Source organism: Palleronia caenipelagi (genome assembly GCF_007004065.1).
GTDB classification, from domain to species: Bacteria; Pseudomonadota; Alphaproteobacteria; order Rhodobacterales; family Rhodobacteraceae; genus Palleronia; species Palleronia caenipelagi.
Window position 1 is genome coordinate 1 of the sequence record NZ_VFSV01000045.1, and the last position, 23,973, is coordinate 23,973.

20 protein-coding genes, 1 pseudogene and 1 CRISPR repeat array are annotated in these 23,973 nt (G+C 62.7%); of the genes and pseudogenes, 12 read left to right on the forward strand and 9 right to left on the reverse strand.

Annotated features, from left to right (window positions below; all coding sequences use genetic code 11):
- The 6 genes from FEV53_RS16640 to FEV53_RS21615 form a co-directional block, all read right to left on the reverse strand.
- The coding region (locus FEV53_RS16640) for a filamentous hemagglutinin N-terminal domain-containing protein (RefSeq protein ID WP_142835901.1) at window positions 1-3,576 on the reverse strand (3,576 nt) is incomplete at its 3' end.
- Window positions 3,560-5,242: a ShlB/FhaC/HecB family hemolysin secretion/activation protein gene (locus tag FEV53_RS16645; protein ID WP_142835902.1), complete on the reverse strand. Its 1,683-nt coding sequence runs from the start codon at window positions 5,240-5,242 to the stop codon at window positions 3,560-3,562. The genes FEV53_RS16645 and FEV53_RS16640, both read right to left, overlap by 17 nt.
- Window positions 5,239-7,677, reverse strand: a complete 2,439-nt coding sequence (locus tag FEV53_RS16650) for a filamentous hemagglutinin N-terminal domain-containing protein (RefSeq protein ID WP_142835903.1) — start codon at window positions 7,675-7,677, stop codon at window positions 5,239-5,241. The genes FEV53_RS16645 and FEV53_RS16650 overlap by 4 nt, the downstream gene beginning before the upstream one ends.
- 27 nt (window positions 7,678-7,704) lie before the next feature.
- Complete coding sequence (locus FEV53_RS16655) at window positions 7,705-8,622, reverse strand: tetratricopeptide repeat protein (RefSeq protein WP_142835904.1); 918 nt, start codon at window positions 8,620-8,622, stop codon at window positions 7,705-7,707.
- Between the two features lie 173 nt (window positions 8,623-8,795).
- A complete protein-coding gene (locus FEV53_RS21610; RefSeq protein WP_246100856.1) occupies window positions 8,796-9,188 on the reverse strand; it encodes a hypothetical protein in 393 nt (130 codons plus the stop codon).
- A 121-nt stretch (window positions 9,189-9,309) separates the two neighbouring features.
- Window positions 9,310-9,576 carry a hypothetical protein gene (locus FEV53_RS21615; RefSeq protein ID WP_246100857.1) on the reverse strand — a complete coding sequence of 89 codons (267 nt, stop codon included), beginning with the start codon at window positions 9,574-9,576 and terminating at the stop codon, window positions 9,310-9,312.
- A 265-nt stretch (window positions 9,577-9,841) separates the two neighbouring features.
- Between FEV53_RS21615 and FEV53_RS16665 the strand changes: the two genes are divergently transcribed.
- Window positions 9,842-10,327: a recombinase family protein gene (locus FEV53_RS16665; protein WP_142835905.1), complete on the forward strand. Its 486-nt coding sequence runs from the start codon at window positions 9,842-9,844 to the stop codon at window positions 10,325-10,327.
- 3 nt (window positions 10,328-10,330) lie between these two features.
- Here FEV53_RS16665 and FEV53_RS16670 read toward each other — a convergent pair whose 3' ends face one another.
- Window positions 10,331-10,726, reverse strand: a complete 396-nt coding sequence (locus tag FEV53_RS16670) for a PIN domain-containing protein (protein ID WP_142835906.1) — start codon at window positions 10,724-10,726, stop codon at window positions 10,331-10,333.
- Window positions 10,716-10,943, reverse strand: a complete 228-nt coding sequence (locus FEV53_RS16675; RefSeq protein ID WP_142835907.1) for an AbrB/MazE/SpoVT family DNA-binding domain-containing protein — start codon at window positions 10,941-10,943, stop codon at window positions 10,716-10,718. The genes FEV53_RS16670 and FEV53_RS16675 overlap by 11 nt, the downstream gene beginning before the upstream one ends.
- A gap of 224 nt (window positions 10,944-11,167) precedes the next feature.
- Here FEV53_RS16675 and repA point away from each other — a divergent pair, with 224 nt between their 5' ends.
- From repA to cas2e, 11 genes are all read left to right on the forward strand, one after another.
- The gene (repA, locus tag FEV53_RS16680; RefSeq protein WP_142835908.1) at window positions 11,168-12,394 is read left to right on the forward strand and encodes a plasmid partitioning protein RepA; all 1,227 of its coding nucleotides are present in this window, start codon (window positions 11,168-11,170) and stop codon (window positions 12,392-12,394) included.
- On the forward strand, window positions 12,384-13,310 hold the full coding sequence (gene repB, locus FEV53_RS16685; RefSeq protein WP_142835909.1) for a plasmid partitioning protein RepB: 927 nt from the start codon (window positions 12,384-12,386) through the stop codon (window positions 13,308-13,310). The genes repA and repB overlap by 11 nt, the downstream gene beginning before the upstream one ends.
- 192 nt (window positions 13,311-13,502) lie before the next feature.
- A complete protein-coding gene (gene repC / locus FEV53_RS16690; RefSeq protein WP_142835910.1) occupies window positions 13,503-14,696 on the forward strand; it encodes a plasmid replication protein RepC in 1,194 nt (397 codons plus the stop codon).
- A 41-nt stretch (window positions 14,697-14,737) separates the two neighbouring features.
- Window positions 14,738-17,239 carry a CRISPR-associated helicase Cas3' gene (cas3, locus tag FEV53_RS16695; RefSeq protein ID WP_142835911.1) on the forward strand — a complete coding sequence of 834 codons (2,502 nt, stop codon included), beginning with the start codon at window positions 14,738-14,740 and terminating at the stop codon, window positions 17,237-17,239.
- An 87-nt stretch (window positions 17,240-17,326) separates the two neighbouring features.
- On the forward strand, window positions 17,327-18,796 hold the full coding sequence (casA, locus tag FEV53_RS16700; protein WP_142835912.1) for a type I-E CRISPR-associated protein Cse1/CasA: 1,470 nt from the start codon (window positions 17,327-17,329) through the stop codon (window positions 18,794-18,796).
- On the forward strand, window positions 18,793-19,311 hold the full coding sequence (gene casB / locus FEV53_RS16705) for a type I-E CRISPR-associated protein Cse2/CasB (RefSeq protein WP_142835913.1): 519 nt from the start codon (window positions 18,793-18,795) through the stop codon (window positions 19,309-19,311). The genes casA and casB overlap by 4 nt, the downstream gene beginning before the upstream one ends.
- Entirely contained in the window at window positions 19,308-20,375 is a 1,068-nt protein-coding gene (cas7e, locus tag FEV53_RS16710; RefSeq protein WP_142835914.1) for a type I-E CRISPR-associated protein Cas7/Cse4/CasC, read from the forward strand. The genes casB and cas7e overlap by 4 nt, the downstream gene beginning before the upstream one ends.
- Window positions 20,368-21,045, forward strand: a complete 678-nt coding sequence (gene cas5e, locus FEV53_RS16715) for a type I-E CRISPR-associated protein Cas5/CasD (RefSeq protein ID WP_185962275.1) — start codon at window positions 20,368-20,370, stop codon at window positions 21,043-21,045. The genes cas7e and cas5e overlap by 8 nt, the downstream gene beginning before the upstream one ends.
- The gene (gene cas6e, locus FEV53_RS16720; protein WP_142835916.1) at window positions 21,042-21,716 is read left to right on the forward strand and encodes a type I-E CRISPR-associated protein Cas6/Cse3/CasE; all 675 of its coding nucleotides are present in this window, start codon (window positions 21,042-21,044) and stop codon (window positions 21,714-21,716) included. The genes cas5e and cas6e overlap by 4 nt, the downstream gene beginning before the upstream one ends.
- A complete protein-coding gene (gene cas1e, locus FEV53_RS16725; RefSeq protein ID WP_246100859.1) occupies window positions 21,677-22,648 on the forward strand; it encodes a type I-E CRISPR-associated endonuclease Cas1e in 972 nt (323 codons plus the stop codon). Before cas6e ends, cas1e begins: the two co-directional genes overlap by 40 nt.
- Complete coding sequence (gene cas2e / locus FEV53_RS16730; protein ID WP_142835917.1) at window positions 22,626-22,922, forward strand: type I-E CRISPR-associated endoribonuclease Cas2e; 297 nt, start codon at window positions 22,626-22,628, stop codon at window positions 22,920-22,922. Before cas1e ends, cas2e begins: the two co-directional genes overlap by 23 nt.
- A 49-nt stretch (window positions 22,923-22,971) precedes the next feature.
- A CRISPR array of direct repeats spans window positions 22,972-23,427; the repeat unit is 29 nt; unit sequence GCGTTCCCCGCCCAAGCGGGGATGACCCG.
- An 85-nt stretch (window positions 23,428-23,512) separates the two neighbouring features.
- Here the strand turns inward: cas2e and FEV53_RS21620 are convergent.
- Window positions 23,513-23,973 (reverse strand): annotated as a pseudogene (locus tag FEV53_RS21620) (DDE-type integrase/transposase/recombinase); the annotation flags it as partial.

A 23,973-nucleotide genomic window follows, 5' to 3' on the forward strand; every position in this document is an offset into this window, starting at 1 on the left:
CGCCGACAGCTCAAGCGCCCCGCCGCTCTCCAGAAGCCCGCTGCTCGTCAGACCCTCCGAGGCGCTCAGCACCGCAGAGCCCAGACCATAGGCCAGACCCTCCACAGCGATCTCGCTGGCGAGGATCGCCAGCCGGTCACCCGCGCCCACGGCGCCATCTGTAGCCGTGATCAGGGCCAGCCCGCCCGCCTGCAGAGACAGATCCCCGCCAGCAAACACCGCCCCGCCAATCGCCGCATCACCCAAGATGTCGAGCTGGCCGATGCCCGCCGCAATCAGACGGCTCTGTGCCCCGCTCTTCAGAGTGCCCGCGCTCAGAACCAGATCGCCTCCGACCGCCTCAAGCGCCCCCGGCACCGTCAACAAATCCGTCACCTGCACCGTGGCCGTGCCGCCCGTCAGCATCTCCCCGCCCAGATCGGCGCTCGCTGCGTTCAGCGTCAGGCTTGCCACGCCCAGCGGGGCCGTGAGATCCGAAAAATCCACGCCCGCAACCGTCACCGCCGATGCCGCGCTCTCAATCCGTTTCCCGGACAGAGACAGATCCCCACCCGAATACAGCGTCCCCGACAGGCGCAGGACATCTGTGGAGATGGTCAGGGGATCACTGACGATCATTTCTCCGCCAAGCCGAATGTCATCAGCGTCAAGGATCAGAGCTCCAACATCGGTGGCTGACGACGGTCCGAAGATGATCTCCGATGAGACTTGGCTGCTCAGTGCAGCCTGGTCGCCGGACATGAGGATGCCATCGTTCGAAATCTGATCGCCAGCAATCAGGGTAATATCATCTGCAGCCTGAAGTCGACCGGAACTGGCGATTTCCCCTGTCGATGTGACCGCAATCGACGATGCGGAAATGATCTGACCAGGATTTATCAAATTTTCGGCAGTAAGATCAGCATTGAGATCCGCGAGCAAAAGGCCGGAGTTGGACAGATCATTTGCGGCGTTTATCGCAAGACCGCCGCCAGAAACAATCACGCCATCATTGGAAAGGTTCTCTCCGATTTCGATGCGGACGGTATCGGCCCCCTGTAAAACTCCGTTCAGAAGATTAGACAGACGCGCGATATTAACGCTGAGGTCTGGAGCGCTGACCTCGCCAGAATTTGTCATTTCATTGCGTGCCACCACAGAGGCCACACCAGTGGCGCCGACAGCACCCGCCACGTCGATGACATCGGCAACAAGAACAAGATCGGAGCCTTGAGTAAGCCGAGGTCGGGCATCGTCCGTAACAATGCCGGCTGCAAGAAGCGATCCGGCAGCAACACCAATCTGCCCGGAGCGGACTTCCACATCACCAACAGACAGCACTTGTCCGGCAGTGATTGCCGTCGTCTCTGCGGACACAACCAGATCGGCACCGGACAGCACAAACCCCTCGCTTGACACCCGACTGGCGAAGATCTCGATATCCCCCGCCACCACGCGTGCACTCCGCGAAAGCACAACATCTCCACCGTCGACAAAGAGGCGCCCGATTGCCTCAATTTCACCGCCCGATGAAAGCGTTTCGAAGGCTCTGACCACTATGTCGCCACCCGATTCCAGACGTCCCGCATTGTCAAAGAGGCGCGCGCTGATCTCAGCCAGATCACCGGGAGTAAACACAAGATCATCGTTGCGCAGGACGTCTGCAGAAAGCGATAGCTGCTCATTCGCGCCAAATTCACCCGCATTTACGAAGCGTCCGGCAAATGCAGCACCCAATCGGGAGATCGCCGTTATCCGACCTTCGTTGCGACCTTGTCCGGTGAATGTCGCCGAAAGATCCTGATTGGCCGCGATCAATCCAGATGATCGATTCAGGAGGTCACGGGCCTCAAGGGTGACATCATCGCCCACGATGGTACCGCTGTTCACAATATCCCGGAGTTTGGCCTCCAGCAGGCCCGATGCCCCGATCTCGCCATCATTGGACAGATCCTGCGCCAAATCGAAACGTACATCGCCCCCAAAAATACGTCCGGTTTCCAGGTTGACGAGCTCAGTACTCGCAAGCTCGAGTCGTTCTTCACCATAGAGAACACCGCGATTGCGCAGGGTTCCATTGACAGCCAGATCCAGCCGGTCTTCCGCAAAGACCCCGGTTTCAAGGTTTTCCAGGTCGCCGCCAAAGTCGATGTCAAGCTGCGGATAGAGCCGCAGATCGGCACCATTGAGGAAAACACCGGCAACATTGATGTCCACCAGATCGGGCACATCGAAAACGTTGTCCTGGTCCAGGTGAAAGCTGTCCGTATCGATGCTCATACCGAGGACGGATCGGAAATAATTCGCACCGACTTTGGTTCGGCCTCCGGTGCGCAAGGAAATTGCCTCAGCCAAAACGGTCGCGCTGATCGCCTCGATCCCATTCCGCGCGCGCAGATTGAATGCACCATCTGTCGTAACCAAACTGCCGACAAATACGTCTCCTGCAGTGATCTCAACACCGGATCGGGACTGGGATACTCCCAATAGAGACAGGCTGTTCTCCACATCCAGCGTGATGAGATTTCGCGCATAGAGACCGGTGCGTTCCGTTGAGCTGTAACTCTCCGCCCGAATGACGATGTTCCTGCCTGTCGCTGACAGGTCCCTCTCATGGCGAACGGCGCCAGCCGCATCGACCGTGATTGATCCCGCAGCCTGACCGCTGCGAATGGTCAGATCGCCCTGTGAACGGATGCTGAGATCGCCGCTGGACGCGCTCAACGCGCCCAAGGTCCGCACGCCAAGACCCTCCTCATTGCCGATGATCTGGATCCGTCCGGCCTCCATGGCTCCAAATTCCGTCGCATCGACAGCATATTCTGGTGCCGCACCGCTTCCCGACTGCCTTGAAGCCTGTCTGGTCCGGACGTTAAAGCGTTGCGCACCGCCTGACGCAGTGATCTGTTCGATGGCCGTCAGTTTGCCGTCCACAATCACAGCACGCCCGACCAAGTTCACGCCGTCAACGCCGGTTGCGGCCCCGTCCAGACCACCTCGCCCAATCCTCACAACGCCGGTCTTCACATCGAGGGTTACCACCGACCCATCCACGATCGGCTTGCCCGTGCTTAATGTGACTTCAGATGAGTTGACAAACCGGCAGCCGTCACAAGTGATCCCGTTCGGGTTGGCAATAATCACGTCCGCTCTGTCACCGGCGACCTCCAGTGTTCCGGTCAGCGACGAGGCCGCCGTCGATGTGACTTCATTGACAATAGTATCCGCTGTCCCACCTGACAGATTCGGGTTTCCGCGAACCTTTCCCGCGACACTTGTCTCAGCACCATTTTTCGAGTTGTTCAGAACCGCTCCGTTCTGATCAACGGAAAAGCGCGAATACCGGTTTTTCGACACGCCGCCTGAATTTGGCCGAGCGATATTGACCACCGGAGCGGATCGGGTGTTGTTGACGCTGGGGGCAAACCCGACATTGCCATTGGGGTCGAGAACGATCTGCTGCGCTTCCGCCCAGGAGAAGTAGACAGACTGAACTACGAGAAGAGCGGCAAGCAGAAGGCGAAAGCCGCAATCTGACATCCGGCCAAGCCGACGATGAAACCGCTCAGAACGTACGACCTCAAAAAACCTTAACATCAACCTGCACTCCGATAATCGGATCGCCTAAATCCAGATCATTATCTTCCACAAAAGGTACCGACACAAAAGCATCCGCGAAAACCCGCTTGAACTCCCAAGTCAGGCCATATCCGAGGCCCGCGACCTTTTCCCAGCGATCGCGCGCGTGATCATATGTGATTCCGGCATCAAGAAAGACCTTGTGCTGCCCGCCACGCAGAAAATCCGGCTTGTCTTCATCCTTGAGACCCATCCACGTAAGCAGGCCATCGTAAAGGTAGAGATCATTGCGGATATAGGCACCAACATCTCCAACCGCCTGGATTTGGTCGTACCCACGAACGGTCCCGTAAGAACCAAGAGCCATCTGCTGAGAAGAATACAATGAAACCGGCGCAAACTGAAGTCGCAGATCATTGGTCAACACCCCGATCTCGCCCACCGGTGCCTGACGATACCAACCGCCTTCGAGTTTGATGAATTGGGCATGGGGCTCATCATCATTGATGCCGTCACGATCTTCGTTTGCCCCCAAGGCATCAAGACCCAACGTTGCGGTCACATCAAAACTGACCCGTCCATCGGCTTTCTGTTCGATCCGGCGAAATCCGGCGTCGACCACCGTCAGCTTTTGCGGAATCAATCTTTCATTATTAACGAACCGGCGTGACCGACGGGTCTGCAATCCGAAACTGATCGTATCCAGCTTCGTCTGGTCGCGGTTGATCAGCTTCGTCGCCCGGGCGCTGAAACTCCGCGCCTTGCCAAATAGCTCCGCGAACTCTGTCAGAGGAGTACGGTACTCCGAGTACGTCGCTGCGAGACTGTAGGTCCAGTACCCAAAGGGAATGCTGCCCCCAAACTCGAGCGCGTTTGTCTCCTCGGAACTCGACAGGGCGAGCGACCAGGTGTCATTCATCCCGAGCGCATCGTCCCATTCCAGATCAATACCGAGGGAGGTCCGTCCAGTGGCGTCGGAGCCAAAATTGTCAATATCTAGATATCCTCGAAACAAATCCTCTTGCAGACGTTGTACGATCACGTTGCTTCCGCCCGGCTCTTCACCGGGCTGCAGGCGCAGCTTTGCATCCACAGACCGCAACCGGTTCATCTGGTCGAGTCCCTGCTCGAAATCCCGCAACTGAAAGATCCGCCCTTCGACGCCCGGAAAAGCGTGGCGCAGCTGCCGTTCTCCGCGTTTGGTTTCTACCAGCCCCTCCTGATCCACGAGGTAGACGCCCTCGGTCTTGCCCTCGACTACCGTCAGAACAATAGTGCCGCTGGCAACATTCTGGGGCTCGATATAGGTCTTGGTCGTGATGTGACCGCGCTCGGAATAGGCCCCGTCGATCCGCTGCATGATGTCCTGAATATCGCCGCCCTGCAGGCAGCCCGGAACATAGTCAGCGACAATTGCCCCGAGCTCTTCGGGGGGGAGAGTATCCGCACCCTCGACACGGATTTCGGCGATTTCAAAACACGGACCGACACGAGGCACGTCGTCAAGCTCTGGGGCCAGGTCCGGTCGGGGTGTAAACTCCTCGACCGCCTCGCGCCGCGCCCGCAGATCCCGTTCCCTTTGATCCTCAAGTGCGGGATCGAACCGGGCATCCTGCGCAAAGGCAACAGGTGCTGCTAGTGCGATCAGCGCAGCCGTGATCAGAACGGCATTTCGGCGGCTCATTCAAAACTCACTGGCGGTATATCGTGGAACAATCCGATCTCGTCCCCGTAGACCGGAGAAATCGCACGAGGGCCATACACCGTCTGCACGCTGGCCTCGGACACGACCTGCTCTCCGGCAGTCAGCTCCGCTCCCAGAAGCTTCACAGCGTCCCGCGTATTCAGTGAGATATTCCCGGACCCGGCAATGACACCGCCGAACCGGTCGCGCAAATACATCCAGGCTCCATCAGAGGCCCAGAAGTTATAAAGTCCCTTGGGGCGATTAACGACGGTTGGAACCAGAACCGCCTCAAATTGTGCCTCAGGGGTGTCGATCGTCACATTTTGTAATGCGAGGATCTGACCGCCTTTGTTCAGAACGGACGCGCTGGCCGAAATATTGACATCCTTGGCAGCGTTGAGAGCGCCACCATAGATTTTAATGTCACCCGATCCTTCATATTCGCACGTCAGAACACAGACCTTTCTGACCAAAGCTCGCCCTGACCCGACACCAATGGTCTCGACCCGGACAGCCGCGAGGGTGAGGTCGCCGCCATTGGCATTCATCTCGCCCCCCTGGTTGAGTATCAATCCTCCCGAAGACAGCTCGAGGCTCCCCGCCGCCGTCATCGTGGCAAGCTGGTCTGGCCGAGCGACGTATCCAAAGTCGTATTCTTCATGGGTGGTCCGCTTGCGCTTCATCCACAGGGTCCACCACTTTCGGGATCCCTTGCGCGTATAACGTGTCACCGTCGGGTCGTTGCTGCCATCTGGCAACTCGATCATATTGAGGACGTCACCTTCGGCAACCACACGAATGTCACCATTGGAAACGTAGCGTCCGGCCATGTTCTCGACGTTAGCGCCAGTGCGCACGACCAGATCACCGCTTTCGCTGAACAGCACCGCCAGATCATCCCCAACCGTCGTCGTTCGCAGCGCCCCGGCGACATCAATTGTCACCGCACCTTCCGCCTCGGTGCCCGCCGGATTGCTCACGCCGTCGCGCAAAACGGCCCCCTGAAGCAGAGCCCCCTCAACCAGAACATCCCCGTCGGACCGCTCCCCACGGCTGGTCAGAACAAGACTTCCTGCGTTGGCAACGATTTCGCTGCGACCGGATTTGTTCGTGATCTTCGCCTCATCAAAGCCCAGCAGCACATCACTTGCGGCCCGGAGTTCCGAACCGTCGACACGGAACATGCCTCCAGCATCAACCGCAAGGTCGGCGCCCGCAAAGCTAACTGTTTCACTAAACGCAATATCCGCGCCAGCGAAGACTGATGTGCCACCCGTACTGTCCCATTCGCCCCGCTGATCCGAAACCGAGCCATCCGCAAAAAGACCAATCTGCCCAACATCCGAAATCAGTCGCGAACCACCACGGGTCTTGGCGTCAAACAAAATATCTGCTGCGGACATGAGCAGGATCTCATCCGCACTCAGAAGCACATCGGATCCGGTGATCCCTGCACCATCGGTGTCAACCGCCTTGATCTCAAGCGATCCGCTCCCTACCTCGATGCGGGACTGTCCCAACGCCACGTCCCGTCCGGATATCCGGGCATTCCCCGCAGACCGGATATCCGCACCACCAAGATTGATCGTCCCATCTGCGCTCAGGACAAAATTCCTCGATGTCGCCAGACCCGAACCGGCATAGCGCATCCCGGCACCTCGGTCTGAAATCTGAACCTCGACACGGTTGGCGCGCAGCGCCCCCTGAGCCGTAATCTCGACCAAAATCCCGTCATCGGATGCGCCAGGTATACCCGTGACGCTGGCCCAGTCGCGATCAATATTCCCGGGAACCAGAGACGAATCGAATTCCGTTCGCGTTTGTCCCGCAACAATGTTCACCGCCGAGAGTGAGCGGCCGGACTCGTTATCTACCGTTCCGTCAACCTTGACAGAATGGGCAATCAAATCGACCGCATCCATCTGTCCCGCAAGACCACCACCGCGAATCTCGATTGTGCCGCCCCGTACGTTCGAGACAACATTCTCCTGAAAGATCCCCGGCGCGATCTCGCGCGCGTTGATGCTGATATCACCGGTCGTCAGCGCAGTACGTCCAGTATTCACAAAGCGGCCACCATCTACCGAAATACCGTTTGGATTGGCGATAATGACGTGCGCCCGCTGACCCAGTACTTCCACTGGCCCATTGATTTCTGAGCGCGACGTCCCCGTCACTTCGTTGACAATTGTCCGGGCCGCTTCGCGTCGGTTGTCGAGATCAACCCCGGCCTTGTTCGCATTGAAATCCCGATAGGTGTTATGACTGATCCCATCCCGGGATGCAGGTGCGATACCCACCGTCACACTGCCATCTGCGCCGATCTGAACCGAAGTCGCACTACCCCCGTCCGGCACGACCTGTGCGGCTAGAGCCAGAGGCAGAGATGACATCACGACCACGACAGGCACTCGCAGAAAGCGACTCAGCATGACATCCACTTCCTCCAGACTGCGGACCTACTCCGATGCAGTTTCACTCGGTTCGACTGCGGGTTGCGCCCGCCACTCTTCGGCTGCTGTTTGACCGGCTATCACCTCATCTGAGCTGAGCTCTGCCTCGATCCGGTCCCGCAAAGCAGGTGCGGCAGGGTAACCACGAACGGCTGCGAGAATTGCGTAGGTGTAGGCGGCTACTTTGTCCTGCTCCGTGCCAATGCCCTGATCCGATAGCCGCGCGACCTCGTAAAGCCCCATGGCATTACCTTGCCGGGCCGTCTGCTCATACAAAGCAAAGGCTGCCGCCTGATCCGCCTCGATACCGGCACCCTCCAGCGTCGCCGCCGCCAAAAAATTCGCCGCTGCGATATTTCCTTGGTCAGCCGCCGCCTTCCAGTAATCATTTGCCTTCGCTGGATCCGCGTCGACACCGCGCCCATCTCGGTACAGCGTCCCACAATTGAACTGGGCGTTCGCATCACCCTGGTCGGCGGCACCGCAGATCAGCTCAAACGCACGACTGTAATTCCTGATAACGAGATCACCATCAAGATACATCAGCCCTAGACGGTTGCTGGCCGGAAGGCTGCCTTTCGAAACCGCCGCAGCGTAGAGCTGCGCTGCCCGGCTGAGATCAACCTCGGCACCGAGTCCCAACTCGAACAGGCGCCCCAGATAGAAGGCACCGTCACCGTCGCCGCCCTCGAATGCTGTCTGAAAAGCTTCTGCCGCTGCTGGGATGTCGCCTTCATCCAGAAGCGCCAGCCCTTCACTCACATCAGCAAAAGCTGAGCCGCAGCTGAAAAGAATGCACGGAATAATGACTCGAAAACGCATAGACCCCCCAGATTTGAGCATAATCTGCAGCATCATTAACAAGGGAAAAGCCGGTGGGCAGTACATCATAAAATTGTTTAGACACCTGTTGCTGAATTGCATTATTTTTACCTATTTATACCAAGTAGCTTTCTGTCGAGTGAATCGGATCACCGGAATTTTCTGCCACCAGCGACCGGATGACGGTCCAAACAGCCCTCACCCCACCGCCTTCCACATGCGGAACCGGCTCTGTCCGGTGACTTCGCGGATAAGGCCATGTTCTTCCATCCAGGTCAGGTTGCGCTGCACCGCCGCGCGGCTGGCGGGGTGTGGCCCGAGAACTTTTCCATCAACCTGGCGGCGCGCTCAGACCATGCCTCGATGTCATCGAGTTGCCGCATCGCCACCAGCACGCCGCTCTCGATCCCGGCGAGCCATGTATTCAGGCGCTCGGGCGGCGTGCCGCGTGCGTGCAGGCCCCCGGCCCTGCTCATGTCCAACGGCGAGAATATCGCGCCCGTGCCGTCTCCTGCCGCCACCCGCGCCGCCGACACCGCGGCCTCGAACTCAGCCGCGCCGAGCCCCGCCAGCGGCCAGAGGTGGAACCCCGTCGCCGCCCGGCTGATCGGATGCAGCGCTGCCGCCCCGGCCATCGTTGCGCGCCAGCCCCCAGCCCGATCGGACAAGAGACCGTCCCCCTGTCCGCCCGGATCCTTCCGCTCGAGAAAAGCCTCCAGCCCCGCCTCGAGCCCCGGCCCTCCGCTCAGCCGCCGCGCCGCCCATCAGGCCCGCGCCAGCGCCCGCGTATCATCGCCTGCTCTCGCCAGCCGCAACCCCATCCACAGCGCCAGCCGCTCGACGTCCACCCGGTCCCCGGCGCAACCGCTCGTCCAACGCGCCGAGCCGCCTCGCCATCCGCGCCGTGTGTCCGGCCTCGGCGGCGGTCCAGTCCCCGACAAGGTCGCCTTCGCTTTGCGCAGCGCCTGGCCCCAGTGGCAGAAAATCCGGCTCGGAATTCAAAGGCGGCGGCAGCAACCAGAGGCCCTCCTCTTCCTCCCTAGGGTCATCGTCCATTTCCGAAGTTCGAATGGGGTCATCTGTCTTTTATAAGCCAAATATGTAATAAATGCGCAGCACTCAAGGTATTCTGACACGCCCCTTCCGACCGGGTCGCAGAACCGCTCGCCGCGGGCCAGCCGCGCGCACTCTCGCTGCGCTCACGCCCAGAAAACAAGGGCCCCGTCTATGGGCGCCGTCTCAGCGCCACCCCTTGCACTCATTTTCAATCGACCGTTTACTACTGCCACCCTAAATTGCAAAGCGCCCTGCCCCATGCCCCATGCCCCAGATCGGCTATGCCCGCGTCTCCACCGAGGATCAGACCCCCCTGCCCCAGGTGCAGGCCCTGAAATCCGCCGGATGCTCCGAGATCCACGAAGAGCACGCCTCGGGCGGTGACCGGTCCCGTCCCGTCCTGACCCGCGTCCTGGAGCGGGTGCGCGCCGGGGATACGCTGGTCGTCGTGCGCATCGACCGGCTGCCCCGCTCGCTCTCGCATCTGCTGGAGGTCATCGAGCGGCTGGAGGTTCGGGGCGCGTTCTTCCGCTCCATCGAGGACCCGATCGACACCGCGTCGCCACAGGGCAAGTTCACGTTGCAAGTCCTTGTCGCCGCGATCAAGGGCGTCGACCCCGACATCCCCCTGCAAGCCATCTGCGACCGGCTTGAGGCCATGCGCGACCCCACCCCAAGAGGCCGCAAAACCTGGCAACCCTCCTCCGTCAGAATGCTCCTGCAACGCGCCGGGAAACTGGGGATGCTCTGAGGATCAGTTGAAAGGGTTCACGATGTGGAGTTGATCTTCGATGAGGAGCCCGTCTTGCATATCCTCACTCCAAAGCGTGTCACACCCGGCCAGCACGGCGGCGGCGCAGATCATCGCGTCATAGACTGATAGCTGATAGCGCTCGGCCAGAGCCCGGCCCACGCGGTGGGTCTGGCCGGTTAAAGTCTCGACCGTGCAAAGGGCTTCTATACCGCCGAGAAAGGTCCCCGCCTCGGCCCAGCTCAGCCCGGCTTTGCGCCGGCAATTTACGAGAGCTTCGTTCAGAACCTGAACGCTGATCCGGGGACGCCGCGCCAGAATTTCCTCAGCGCGGTCGGCCTTGGGTCCGTCATCCAGCAGGTATAACACGACATTCGTGTCAGCGAATTCAGCGCTCATGTGCGGCGTCACGACTCAGGCGCTCGGTCGGGGGCAAGCGCCCGCGCAACCGCCTCAGTCCGGCCAGGATCTCTTCCGCCCGGGGCTCCCGGTGTACAACCATCGCGCCGGCCTCGTGCCGCAGATCGATTCGGTCGCCTTCTTTCAGATCCAGTGCGCGGACCAGATCTGCGGGCAAACGCACGGCGAGTGAATTCCCCCATTTCGATACCTGCATCAAAGCCTCCTTCGCGGATACACATAAAGAAATGTATATCATTCCACCATGTTTGACAATCTGAACTCACTGCTTTGGCTTCGGCAGGCTTGTGCCGGTGGATAGCCCTTCCGCAAGATACGGTAAAAAGAACTTGCAAGAATCGCGGCACTTGTCCCATTACTTACGAAAAGAAGTGAATAAAACGGCATCAAGCGTAACAACGCGGCCGGTTGAGGGCAAAGATGAGCACAGTTCCGGACCCGCTTACGGGCATAGCAGAGCTACATGATCACTCCCGGATCGACCTCCTTGTGGGCGATCACGCGCAGCGTCTGTCGGAGCGGTTGCAGGCTCATCGGGCGCAGCTCTTTCCGCCGGATGCCAGACGCACCCTGCGCAAGTTCACTTCCGGTGAGGTCGCCGATCTTCTGGGGGTTAAGGACGCCTATTTGCGCAAGCTGCACCTCGATGGCCGCGGTCCCTCGCCCGAGACCCGGGCCGGGGGGCGGCGCTATTACAGCCCTGAAGAAATTCAGGAATTGCGGGTCATGCTGGAGGAGGGCGCCAAGTCCGCCGGCACCTATCTACCCGGTCGGCGCGCAGATGATCATCTGCAGGTGATCACAGTCATCAACTTTAAGGGCGGCTCGGGCAAGACCACGACTGCTGCTCATCTGGCGCAGAAAATGGCCTTGGACGGATACCGGGTTCTGGCCATTGACCTCGACCCGCAGGCAAGTCTCTCGGCCTTGCACGGGTTTCAGCCAGAATTCGACCTGCTCGATGGTGGGACGCTCTACGATGCGATCCGCTATGATGACCCGGTGCCGCTGAGCGATGTGATCCAAAAGACCTATTTCACCAATCTCGACCTGATTCCCGGCAATCTCGACCTGATGGAGTTCGAGCACGATACCCCCCGGGCGCTGACGCAACGGGACGGTAACCTCTTTTTCACTAGGATTGGGGATGCGCTCGGCACAGTTGAGAGAGATTATGATGTGGTGGTGGTCGATTGTCCGCCACAGCTGGGGTTCCTGACCATGTCGGCCCTCTCGGCGGCCACGGCAGTGTTGGTGACGGTGCACCCCCAGATGCTCGATGTCATGTCCATGTGCCAGTTCCTGCTGATGACCTCGAACCTGCTGGGCGTGGTCTCCGAGGCGGGGGGAGATATGACCTATGACTGGATGCGCTACGTCATCACCCGCTACGAGCCCGGAGACGGGCCACAGAACCAGATGGTGAGCTTCATGCGCTCCATGTTCGGGGATCACGTGCTCAACCACCCGGTGCTGAAATCCACCGCGATTTCGGACGCCGGGATTACCAAGCAAACTCTCTACGAGGTGGAGCGGAGCCAGTTCACACGGTCTACCTTTGAGCGGGCGATGGAGAGCCTGAACAGCGTGAATCGCGAAATCGAGGGCCTTGTTCAGGCAGCCTGGGGGCGGTCACATGGCGCGTAAAGATCTCCTCAAGGGGTTGATGAACAACGAAACACCCTCCGCTCCTGCGACCGAGACACGCGTCGATACGGCGCGACCGCGCTATTCGACAGGCGCTATCGGCGCTGTGAGCCAGTCCATCGCCGATCTGAAATCCCGCGCCGTGCAGGAGGTCGATCCGCGGATGATTGACCCCGGTGGTATCGAGGATCGGCTGGACGAAGATGCTGGGCTCGACAGCCTGATTGCCTCGATCCGGGAATATGGCCAGCAAGTGCCGGTGCTCCTGCGTCCAAATCCCAACGACCCCGAGCGCTATCAGGTGGTTTATGGCCGCAGGCGGGTGGCGGCGCTGAAGGCCTTGGGTGGGCCGGTCAAGGCGCTGATCCGCGACCTCGACGACCGGGCGCTGATTGTCACGCAGGGCCAGGAAAACGCCGCGCGGCGGGATCTGAGCTTCATCGAAAAGGTCAATTTCGCCCGCCAGATGCAGGTCATGGGCTATGAGCGCAAGGTGATCTGCGACGCGCTCCATGTCGATAAGACCCTGATTTCCCGCATGATAAGCGTCTCGGACCGGGTGCCGCCCGAGTTGATCGCGGCGATCGGTGCAGCGCCTTCGGTGGGACGTGATCGCTGGCTGGCGCTGGCCGATCTGTTGCAGGGCCGGGATGCCGTGGCGCTGGCTGTGGGCGATAATTCTGATGCCAGATTCGATGCGGTGATGGCCGGGCTGCGTCCGGAGCGCAAAGCCCCAACCCCGCCAGCAGAGATCCCACTGAAAGGCGCCGCTGGACAAGCCCTCGGAACGGCGAAACGCGGCCGCAACAAGCTCACCCTCTCGCTCCGGGACACGGATACGGCAGCATTCAACACCTGGTTGCTCGACAACCTTCCCGACCTTCACCAGCGCTGGCAATCAGAGCAGGAGGAGTAACCGCACCAGAGGCGGGCCCATAACAGAGCAGTAACCAAAGGAGGCACGAACAGACAAAAAAGACCCCCCGAGACGACAATCCCGAGAGGCCTTTGTTCTAGATTAAGCACCTTCGAACTTAGGGCATGCAGTTGACGGCTGTCAACAGCGTCGGACTCCGGCGGTCAAAGAAATTTTGTCTCGTGATATTACATGACCCCACTCACCACGACCCCCTTCGGGCCGCGGCCGGTGACGGCTGGCCTTTTGGCACAGGAGGGCGCACAGGACACCGCGCCCGCCGTGCCCCATATGGACAAATGGAGCTTGTTTCACGACCTCTGCACGGCGCGGGCCGCCTTTGGCATCTCGGACCGCGATCTGACGGTGCTGAACGCGCTCCTGAGCTTTCACCCGTCGCGCCAGTTGTCGGACAATGATCTGCTGATCGTTTTCCCGTCGAACAAGGCTCTGTCCGCCCGCGCCCATGGCATGGCCGAAAGTTCCCTCCGTCGCCATCTGGCCGCGTTGGTGGCCGCCGGTCTGATCCGGCGCCATGACAGCCCCAACGGCAAGCGCTACGCCCGCAAGGGCCCCGATGGCGACCTGTCGCGGGCCTTTGGCTTCGATCTGCGACCTTTGCTGCTGCGGTCCGAGGCGATCGCCCATGCGGCGGCAGAGGCCGAGGCGGCGACAGAGCGGCTCAGGCGCACCCGCGAGGAGGCCAGCCTGATGAAGCGCGACGCGCTGAAACTCGCGCTGTATGGGCTGGAGGAGGGGCTTTCCGGAGACTGGGACAGCATCCTTGATGATCTGCGCGACATTCACAGGGCGATGCGTCGTCGGCTTGATGTCGAGGATCTGGAACAGATCAGCTGTCGATTGTCGGAAATCTTGCGGGGCATCCGGCAATCGTTCGACGTAGAAACAGAACAAATGAGCGGCAATGACCTTAAAATTGAGCGGCAGTATCAAAATTCAAAAACAAAACATCCTGATCTTGAACCTTGCCCAGAGCCGGGCACAGGCGGCGCGGGCCCGCAGAACGGATCAGAAGCGGCGCTTGCAGAGCCGGAAAGGCGGAGTCTGCCTCTCTATCTGGTTTTGAAGGCTTGTCCCGATATCCTGCCCTATGCGGATGGTCCACCGAGAAGCTGGCATGAGTTCACCGCGGCTGCGGGTTTTGTGCGCGGCATGATGGGCATCAGCGCCAGTGCCTGGGAAGAAGCCTGTCGGGATATGGGCTCTGACGTAGCGGCGATCACGGTGGCCTGTATTTTGCAGCGCTTCGATCAGATCAACAGCCCCGGTGGCTATCTTCGCGCCCTGTCGCGGAAAGCGGCGGAAGGTGCGTTCAGCCCCGGACCCATGGTCATGGCCCTTCTGAACGGGGCCGGACGCGTCTGAGGGCTTGCGTCCCGGTTCGGTTTCCGCCCAGAGTTGTGCCCATGTCCGCATTCCCTTCCCGCCTCACGGCCGATTGGCCCGGCAAGTCGCAGCCCGCGATTCACCCTGCCCTGTGGCATATGCTCGATGTGGGGGCGATGGCCGTGACGCTCTGTGCCCGGCAGAGCCCCACCGGGTTGCGTGAGCTGGATCAGGCCTTTTGTCTGCTCGTCGCGCTCCATGATCTGGGGAAAATCAGTGCTTCGTTTCGGGCGTTGCTGACCGAGAACAAGCCGCAGAAATGGCGCCACTGGGAGCATACGGCGGTGCTCCTGCTCGCCCATGACGACCGCTTGGCCGCCCGGATCGGCGGCAGCCCGGCTCAGCGCCGCGCGCTGGTCGAAGCGGTGGCCGGCCATCACGGCGCCCCCCGGCTGATCCCGGACCGACCCGACCGGCAACGGGCGGAGATCGGCGGGGCCGCCATGGCTGATGCGGGGGCAGTGATCGACCTCGTGGCAAGCCTGTTCCCCGACGCGGGTCTGACCGCCCCCCTGCCCCGTGGCTTGCCCTGGATTCTGAACGGGCTGACGGTTCAGGCGGACTGGATCGGCTCCAACCCCGACTGGTTCCCCCCGCAACCCCCGGACTTTCCGCTGGAACGCTATTGGTTCGACGCGTTGACCCGTGCTGAACACGCTGTCCGGGCGGCAGGGCTCTTTGGTACGATGCCCCGACCCGACGGCGCCGCGCGGATCCTGCCGGAGGCGCTTAACCCCCGTCCGATGCAGGCGCGGGCGCTGGCTGAGCCCCTGCCCGACGGGCCCACCCTGACGGTGATCGAGGACGCCACCGGCGCGGGCAAAACCGAGGCCGCTCTGATCCTTGCCGCGCGGATGATGGCGGCAGGAAAGGCGCAGGGGCTGTTCTTTGCCCTGCCGACCATGGCGACCGCGAACGCCATGCTCTCCCGGATCGAGGCGACGGCCCCTGCGCTCTTTACCAGCCCGCCGACCCTCGCCTTGTCCCATGGCCGTGCGGCGCAGTCCGAGCAGTTCCGTCAGATCCGCGCCCGCGATCCGCATCATCCCGAGGACGGACCCTATTGCGGCGCGTGGCTGGCCGATGACCGGCGGCGGGTTCTGCTGGCCGATCTGGGCGTCGGCACCATTGATCAGGCGTTGCTCTCGGTGCTGCCCACCCGGTTCAATGCTCTGCGGCTCAGGGCGCTGGCGGACCGGGTGCTGATCGTCGACGAGGCGCATAGTTACGACCCCTATATGCAGGCGCAGTTGGAAAAGCTCCTGACCATGCAGGCCCGCCTGGGCGGTTCGGCCATTGTCCTGACGGCCACCCTGCCCGCGCGGATGAAGGCCGCCTATCTCGGGGCGTTTCAGATCGGGCTCAGGGACAAAGCCCCTCGCAGGCCGTCCCGGATTGCCGCCGAGCCCGGCCCCTACCCCTCCCTGACCGTGGCCGGGGTTGAGACCAGGTTGACAGCTGTCAACCCGGCTGCCGGCTCAGTGCGGCAGGTTGAGGCCCGGCGGCTGGGGACAGAGGACGAAGCGCTTGAGATCCTTACGACATCCGCCGCCGAAGGGGCTGCCTGCATCTGGATCCGCAACGCCGTTGACGACGCCATCGCGGCTGTCGGGGCTTTGTCATCCCGGGGGATCACCACCGATCTGCTTCACGCGCGCTTTGCCGTGTGTGACCGTCTGCGCCATGAGACTGCCTTGCAGGCGCGGTTTGGCCGGAGCGGCACCGGGCGCACGGGCCGGATCGTCGTGGCGACGCAGGTCGCGGAACAATCTCTTGACCTCGATTTCGACGTCATGGTCTCAGACCTCGCGCCGATCGGGTCGCTGATACAGCGCGCCGGGCGGCTGTGGCGCCATATGGATGCGCGTCCGGATCGCCCTGTGCCGGGGCCTGTCCTGCATGTGCTTTCCCCGGATCCCGACGACGTTGCGGACGATCGTTGGGTGGCGCGCGTGCTGGATCGGGGGGCGTGGGTCTATCGGCCGACGGAGATGTGGCGCAGCGCGCGCGTCCTCTTCGATGCAGGCGGGATCGTGTGCCCAGACGGCCTGCGCGACCTGATTGAGCGGGTCCATGGCGACGCCGCATCACCGGTCCCTGAGCCGCTGACCCGGGCGGAATTCCGGCGGGAGGGCGAGGAATTGATCGAGCGGCAACTGGCCCGAAATTCGCTCATCGACCCGTTCGGCGATTACGATCAGGATCAGATGTTGAAGGTCTGGGATGATGAGTGCTTCCCCACCCGTCTGGGTGTTCCGCTAGTGACGCTGGCGCTGGCTGTGCAAGAGGGTGACGGGCTGCGCCCCTACGGCTCCGACTGGGCCGCCTCCGAAGTTCAGGTCTCCGCTGCGCGCTACGGCGATCTGGCCGGCGTCGATCAGGAGGATCCCCGCATCCGCGCTGCCAAGTCCGACTGGTCCCGCAGCCGTGCCGCCCATGTGCAGGTCGCGCCGCTTGGGGCCTCGGGGCAGATCTGCGAGGGGTTGCGTTATGATGCAGAACGCGGCGCGATTTTTTCCTGATTTCAATAATTTGGACAGCAAAAAGGGCGGTTGACCACTGATCCCGGGGATGTATCGTAAGTTGTGTAAATGAGTAGCTAGTCGCCGATGTTGAACCTCCTCACCAACTCTTGGATCCCCGTGCGCCGGACCACCGGCACCGATGTGATCCGTCCGGCGCAGATCGCCGAGGAGGACGTGCTCTTTCCCGACTGGCCTCGCCCGGATCTGAACCTTGCCTGTCTGGAACTTCTGGTCGGTCTCGTCTACATCGCCGCTCCGCCCGAAGATGCGGAGGACTGGCTGGACCGCAAGCCGGATCCGGTCGCGTTGCAGCGGGCGCTCGACCCGTTGGCGCTGGCGTTTGAGCTCCTCGGCGACGGGCCGCGGTTCTTGCAGGATTTAGAGCGGATCGAGGGGACTGTGAACCCGCCAGATATGCTGTTCATCGACAGCGCCGGGGCGCAGGCCGCGCGCAAGAATACGGACCTGATGGTCAAGCGCTCCCGCTATAGCTCCCTGCCCCTCCCGCTTGCGGCGATGGCGCTCTACACGTTGCAAAATTTTGCCCCCGCCGGGGGCGCCGGAATGCGGACATCCATGCGCGGTGGCGGGCCCATGGTGACACTGGTGCGTCCCGATGTGCCGGGGCTCTGGCCGCTGATCTGGGCGAATGTGCCCTTTGGTCAGGCGCTGGACGCTGATGAGCTGGACGAACTGCCGTGGATGCGGCCCACGCGCGTGTCGGATCAGGGTCAGGTCACGGTGCCTCCCGAGGGCTGGTCCGACCCTCATCCCGAGTTGTTTTTCGGCATGCCCCGGCGGTTGCGTCTGACGGCGGATGAGAGCGGGTTGACAGCTGTCAATCAGGTGCCGCGCGGGACGAATTACGCGGGCTGGGTGCATCCGCTCTCGCCCTATTATCTGACGAAGACCGAAAAGCTGCCAAAGCATCCCAAGCCCGGCGGCTTCGGCTATCGGAACTGGCGCGGCATCCTCTTGCAGAGCGAGGGTGGCGAGCGGCCCGGTTGTCTCAACCGCTGGCTCCGTGTCCGCCCGGGTGAGCGCGCACGGCTGCTTGTGGGCGGCTGGGCCATGTCCAACGCCACGCCGCTCGATTTTATCTGGTCAGAGCAGCCCGTCTTTTCACTGAATGCGGATGCAGAGACGCGGGTGGCGGACCTCGTCGAGGCGGCGGAACAGGCAGCTTATGCGCTGGCGATCAACACGCGCGCGGGCAAGGGTGAGGACGACACCCAGTCCGGCGCGGCGGCGCGGGCGCGGCAGGCGTTCTTTGCCCGGACCCAAGCGCCGTTCGAGGATCTAACACGGGAGATCGCTGACGGTCGGACAGATGTCGCAGAGCCCTGGCTGACCGTGCTGCGGCGCACAGCGCTGGCTTTGTTCGATGCGGAGGTGATGCCGGGGCTGGCGGATTTGCAGGAGAGCCGCCGTCGCAAGGCTGTCGATGCGCGCCGCAATCTGGTCAGCAGCCTTAGCGGTTACGGCGGGATCGGGAAAAAGATCTTCACCGCCCTCGGTCTGGAGTTGCCCAAACGGAAAAAGGAGACCGCATGACCGGGGATGTGGGACAGGCGTGCTGGCGCTGGTGGCGCAAGTTGACAGATGTCAACTCGGGGCGGATGCGCGCCGATCTGGCGCGGCTGAGGCGGGCCGAGGGGTCTGTGGCGGCGCTGGGCGTTGCGGCGGTTCATGATCTGCACCATGGGTTGCGGGGCGCCGGGCATGATCTCCGGCGAGAGCCCGATCGGCTGGCGCTGATCGCTCTGGCCCTGGCGCAGGTCAGGACAAGCACCAGGCTTCCGGCGGCAAGGGCCATGGGGCAGGGGGATCCGCCGGCCCTGTCTGAGATCCGCTTTACCACACTGATCCGGGCCCATGAGCCGGAGGCGCTGATCACGCCTTTGCGGCGGGCCTTGCGCGGATTCGGGCAGGGGGCGGATGTTGCCCGGTTGGCAACCGATCTGCGCTGGTGGTCCGAGGCCACCCGCGCCCGGTGGTGCTTTGAGTATTACGGGGCCGGAGCTGCGGCGCCGGAGCCTGACACGACCCCTGAGGAGACCGAGGCATGAGCCGTTTCATCCAGTTGCATTACCTGACCGTTTACCCGCCCTCGAACCCGAACCGGGACGATCTGGGGCGCCCGAAATCGGCGATGTTCGGGGGCGCGCCCCGGCTGCGCATTTCGTCGCAGGCGATCAAGCGGGCGGCGCGGATTTCCGAGGTCATGCAACAAGCGCTGGAAGGCCATCTGGGCGCCCGCACCCAACGCATCGGCGACCTGATCCGCGAGACGCTGCTGGCCGAAGGCGCCGATGAAATGCAGGCGACCGATCTGGCAAAACAGCTGGCCGATGTGTTTGGAAAGCCCGATGCGGAGGCCGAGAAAAAGGGGCATATCCGCATCCGTCAACTGGCCTTTGTCTCGCCCGAAGAGCGCGCTTTGGCGCTGGAAATGGCGCGCAAAGCCCTGATGGGTGAGAAACTGCCAGACACGAAGGAGCTGAAAAAGCTGGTGCTGCGCCGGGCGGATGGCGCGGCGGATGTGGCGATGTTCGGGCGGATGCTGGCCGATGATCCAGACTATAACCGCGAGGCTGCGGTGCAGGTGAGCCACGCGCTGACCACCCACCGCGCGCTGGTCGAAGATGACTTCTACACTGCCGTGGACGATCTGAAGACCGCCGCCGAGGATGCCGGAGCGGGCTTTGTCGGCGATGCGGGCTATGGCTCGGGGGTCTATTACCTTTATGCCTGCGTGGACACGGATCTGCTGGTGGAGAACCTCGCCGGCGACCGGGATCTGGCGGCGCGCGCGGTGGAGGCGCTGGCCGAGGCGCTGGCAGTCTCGACCCCCTCGGGCAAGCGCAACAGCTTTGCGCATCAGACGCGGGCGGGATTCGTGCTGGCTGAGAGCGGCTGTCAACAACCCCGCAGCCTCGCGGGCGCGTTCTTCAGGCCGGTAGAGGGCGATCTTCTGGCGGGCTCTGTCGCGGCGTTGCGGGAGATGTGCGACCAGATGGATCGCATCTATGGGGCCTGTGCCGAGGGCCGTTACACCATGGATGTGGTGCGCGGCGACGGCACGCTGGCGGGCCTGCGCGAGTTTGTCCGGGGTGTGCTGGCGGATGGGTGACTACGTCATTTTTACGCTGGCCGCGCCCATGGGTGGCTTTGGCGGGCCCGCGGGGCATGAGCGGCGTGGCGGGACCCACTGGCCCGCGCGCTCGGCGCTCCTGGGGCTGGTGGGCGCGGCGCTGGGGGTCCGGAGAGACGACCGGGCGGGGCAGGGGGCGCTGCGCCGCTGGCAAACGGCGGTCTCAATATTGAGCGAGAGCCATCCGCTTCAGGATTTTCACACCGCCCAGACCGTCCCCACCGCCAATATCAAGCGCCCCGCCACTCGCCGTGCTGCCCTTACCGCGTTAAAGCCCACGGATAACGCCACCCTGTCGCGCCGGGACTACCGGACCGATTGCGCCTTTGGCGTGGCGCTCTGGGGCGGCGAGGATCCGCAGGCGGTGGCCGATGCGCTGAATGCGCCGCAATTCACGCCATATATGGGGCGCAAATCCTGCCCCTTCGCCGCGCCCATGGCCGCGCGGGTCGTCGTGGCGGAGGCCGTGCCCGAGGCGCTGGCCTCGATCACCCCGCCGCCCTGGATGACGGCTGTCACCCCGCGGCAGATCATCTCCGACGCGCCTTTGGAGGGCGGCTGGAGTGAGACCCAATCGGCCGAGCCCATCGACCGGGATCTGTGGCATTTCGGCCTGCATCAGCTGCATGTGACGGGGCCTCGGGGATGAGCCTCTATTTCTCCCGCCTGACCCTGAACCGTTACGCGCCGACGCGTGCGCTGTCAGGGCTCCTTGACCCCGCCAATGAGGACGCCCGGGCGGATGCCAATCACCGGCTGATCTGGACGCTCTTTGGTGATGCGCGCGACCGGCAGCGAGATTTCCTGTGGCGTGCGGACGGGGGCGGGCGGTTCTACACGCTGTCGGCCCGACCGCCTCTGGCCAATGACCTGTTCTGTCCGCCCGAGATCAAGGAATTCGCCCCCAACCTGCGCCCCGGCGACCGGCTGGGGTTTGTCCTGCGGGCCAATGCCACGCGCGACCAGCGGACGGGGCAGGGGCGCCCCTCGCGCCGGGTCGATGTGGTGATGGAGCTTCTGCACGACATCGCCCCCGAGGCCCGGGCCGAGCATAGGATGCGCCTCGCCGATACCGCTGCCACCGCGTGGATGACCCGGCAGGGCGCGACCCGGGGCTTTGCCCTGCGCGCGATGAACGTTGAGGATTACCACGTGGCCCGCATCCCGCGCGGTCGGGGCAGGGTGGTGCACGGGATCCTCGACCTGACCGGCACGCTGGAGGTCACCGACCCGGGCACTTTTCTGCCCGCGCTCGCCACCGGATTTGGCCGGGCCAAGGCGTGGGGCTGCGGGCTGATGTTGATCCGCCGCGTCCCGTGATCCCCGGCGCGCCGCCCCCCAAACCGATTCCGCTCAAGGACCGGGCCGCCATGGTCTTTGTGGAGCATGCGCAGCTCGACGTGAAGGACGGCGCCTTTGTGGCTATCGACGCGGAGGGAATGCGCACGCACATCCCGGTGGGCGGCGTCGCCTGTCTGATGCTGGAGCCCGGCACCCGGATCAGCCACGCCGCCGCCGCGCTTGCCGGGCGGGCCGGGACGCTGATCACCTGGGTGGGCGAGGGCGGCGTGCGGCTCTACAGCGCGGGCCAGCCCGGGGGCGCGCGGGCGGATAAACTGCTCTGGCAGGCCGCCACCGCTCTCGACGACACCGCCCGGCTGAACGTCGTGCGCGCCATGTATGCGGCGCGCTTTGGCGAAGAGCCCCCGACCCGCCGCTCCGTGGATCAGCTGCGCGGGATCGAGGGCCAGCGGGTCCGCGCTGCCTACGGGCTCATGGCGCAGAAATACGGCGTCGTCTGGAAATACCGGCGCTACGATCCCGGCGACTGGGACACCGCTGACATTCCGAACCGCTGCCTATCTGCCGCGACCTCCTGCCTGCATGGGCTCAGCGAAGCCGCCGTTCTGGCCGCCGGATACGCACCTGCCATCGGCTTTCTCCATCGCGGGAAACCCCGCAGCTTCGTCTACGACATTGCCGATCTGTGGAAGCTGGAGACGTCCGTCCCCGCTGCCTTCTCCGTCGCCGCCAAAGCGCAGAAAGGTCAGCTCGACATGCCCCCCGAACGCGCCGTGCGGCTGGCCTGCCGCGACCAGTTCCGCAAGACGGGTCTGCTGAAAAAGATCATCCCCCGGATTGAAGATATTCTCGCCGCCGGAGGGCTGCCCGTACCTGGTGAGGCGCCCGAAGGGCAGGGGCCCGCGATCGCCGAAGAGGAGACCGGAGATGCTGGTCATCGCAGTCAGTAACGCCCCGCCTCGCCTGCGTGGACGCCTCGCGGTGTGGATGCTGGAGATCAGGGCGGGGATCTATGTCGGCGACTATGGCCGCCGCATCCGTGAGCGCATCTGGGGCGATGTCTGTGGTATGATCGAAGAGGGCGACGCGGTGATGGTCTGGTCGGCGCCGAACGATCAGGGGTTCGACTTTGCCACGATCGGCAGGAACCGCCGGATGCCCGTGGAGTGGGACGGATTGACCCTCGTCCAGTTCGCCCCGCCCGCCCCCTCAAAACGCCGGTAGATTTTTCAAAAGTGACAATTGCCCCAAAGATCAGTATCTTCTAGCCAGAGCGTTCCCCGCCCAAGCGGGGATGACCCGGTCTCGGATCGCAAATTTCGGCTCGTGGGCTTGCGTTCCCCGCCCAAGCGGGGATGACCCGGGTCGATAGGATTTGCTCGTAAGCTCGGAAAAGCGTTCCCCGCCCAAGCGGGGATGACCCGCCGGTTGTCGATTTCCGAAAAAACCCGATAACGCGTTCCCCGCCCAAGCGGGGATGACCCGCGATCAAACAGCGTTGGATCGATGTTGAACCCGCGTTCCCCGCCCAAGCGGGGATGACCCGTCCGAGGCGGGGCTTGAAGAGCACCTGCCGGTGCGTTCTCCGCCCAAGCGGGGATGACCCGGTGGTCTGGACTCGGAAAACTTCGACCTCGTGGCGTTCCCCGCCCAAGCGGGGATGACCCGGGCGCGGGAGTGATCCGGCGGAACATGATCCGGCGTTCCCCGCCCAAGCGGGGATGACCCGGCCGGCAAACCGGCGGCTGCGCCCCCATTTGGGTTCTGTCGCAAACTTTTCTGGCGCGAGCGGATAGCCCTTTGACCAGACACACTTACCCTGCGAGGTCCGCGAAGGTCTGGAACGGACTGCGTCCGGCATCACCAAGTTGCCCCTTCCGGATCATGTGAGCGGCCTCGATCCCCGCGAGGGTCGCCTGCGCAGCATCGAAGGATTTGAAGCCCATCATCGGGCGGGTGATCTTCTTGATGAACCTGTGGTCCTGCTCGATCGTTCGCCCGCTCTCTCGGACCATTGGCGTTCGCGGGCTCACTGTTCAGATACTTCACCTGCAAGACCTCGATGAGCCAGAACCAGACAGCGAGGATCAGTGCGATGTTCATGTTGTCGAGACCGGCCAGATTGGCTCCGCTCATTATCAATGACCACCTTGTCCGGCCAGCCGTTCCGGTCGATCTTCCGCTCGAAGAACCGGGTGGCTGCATCTTCATCGCGCCGTTCAGACAGCATAAAATCAAGGGGTTGACCGTCCCGATCCACCGCCCTGTAGAGATA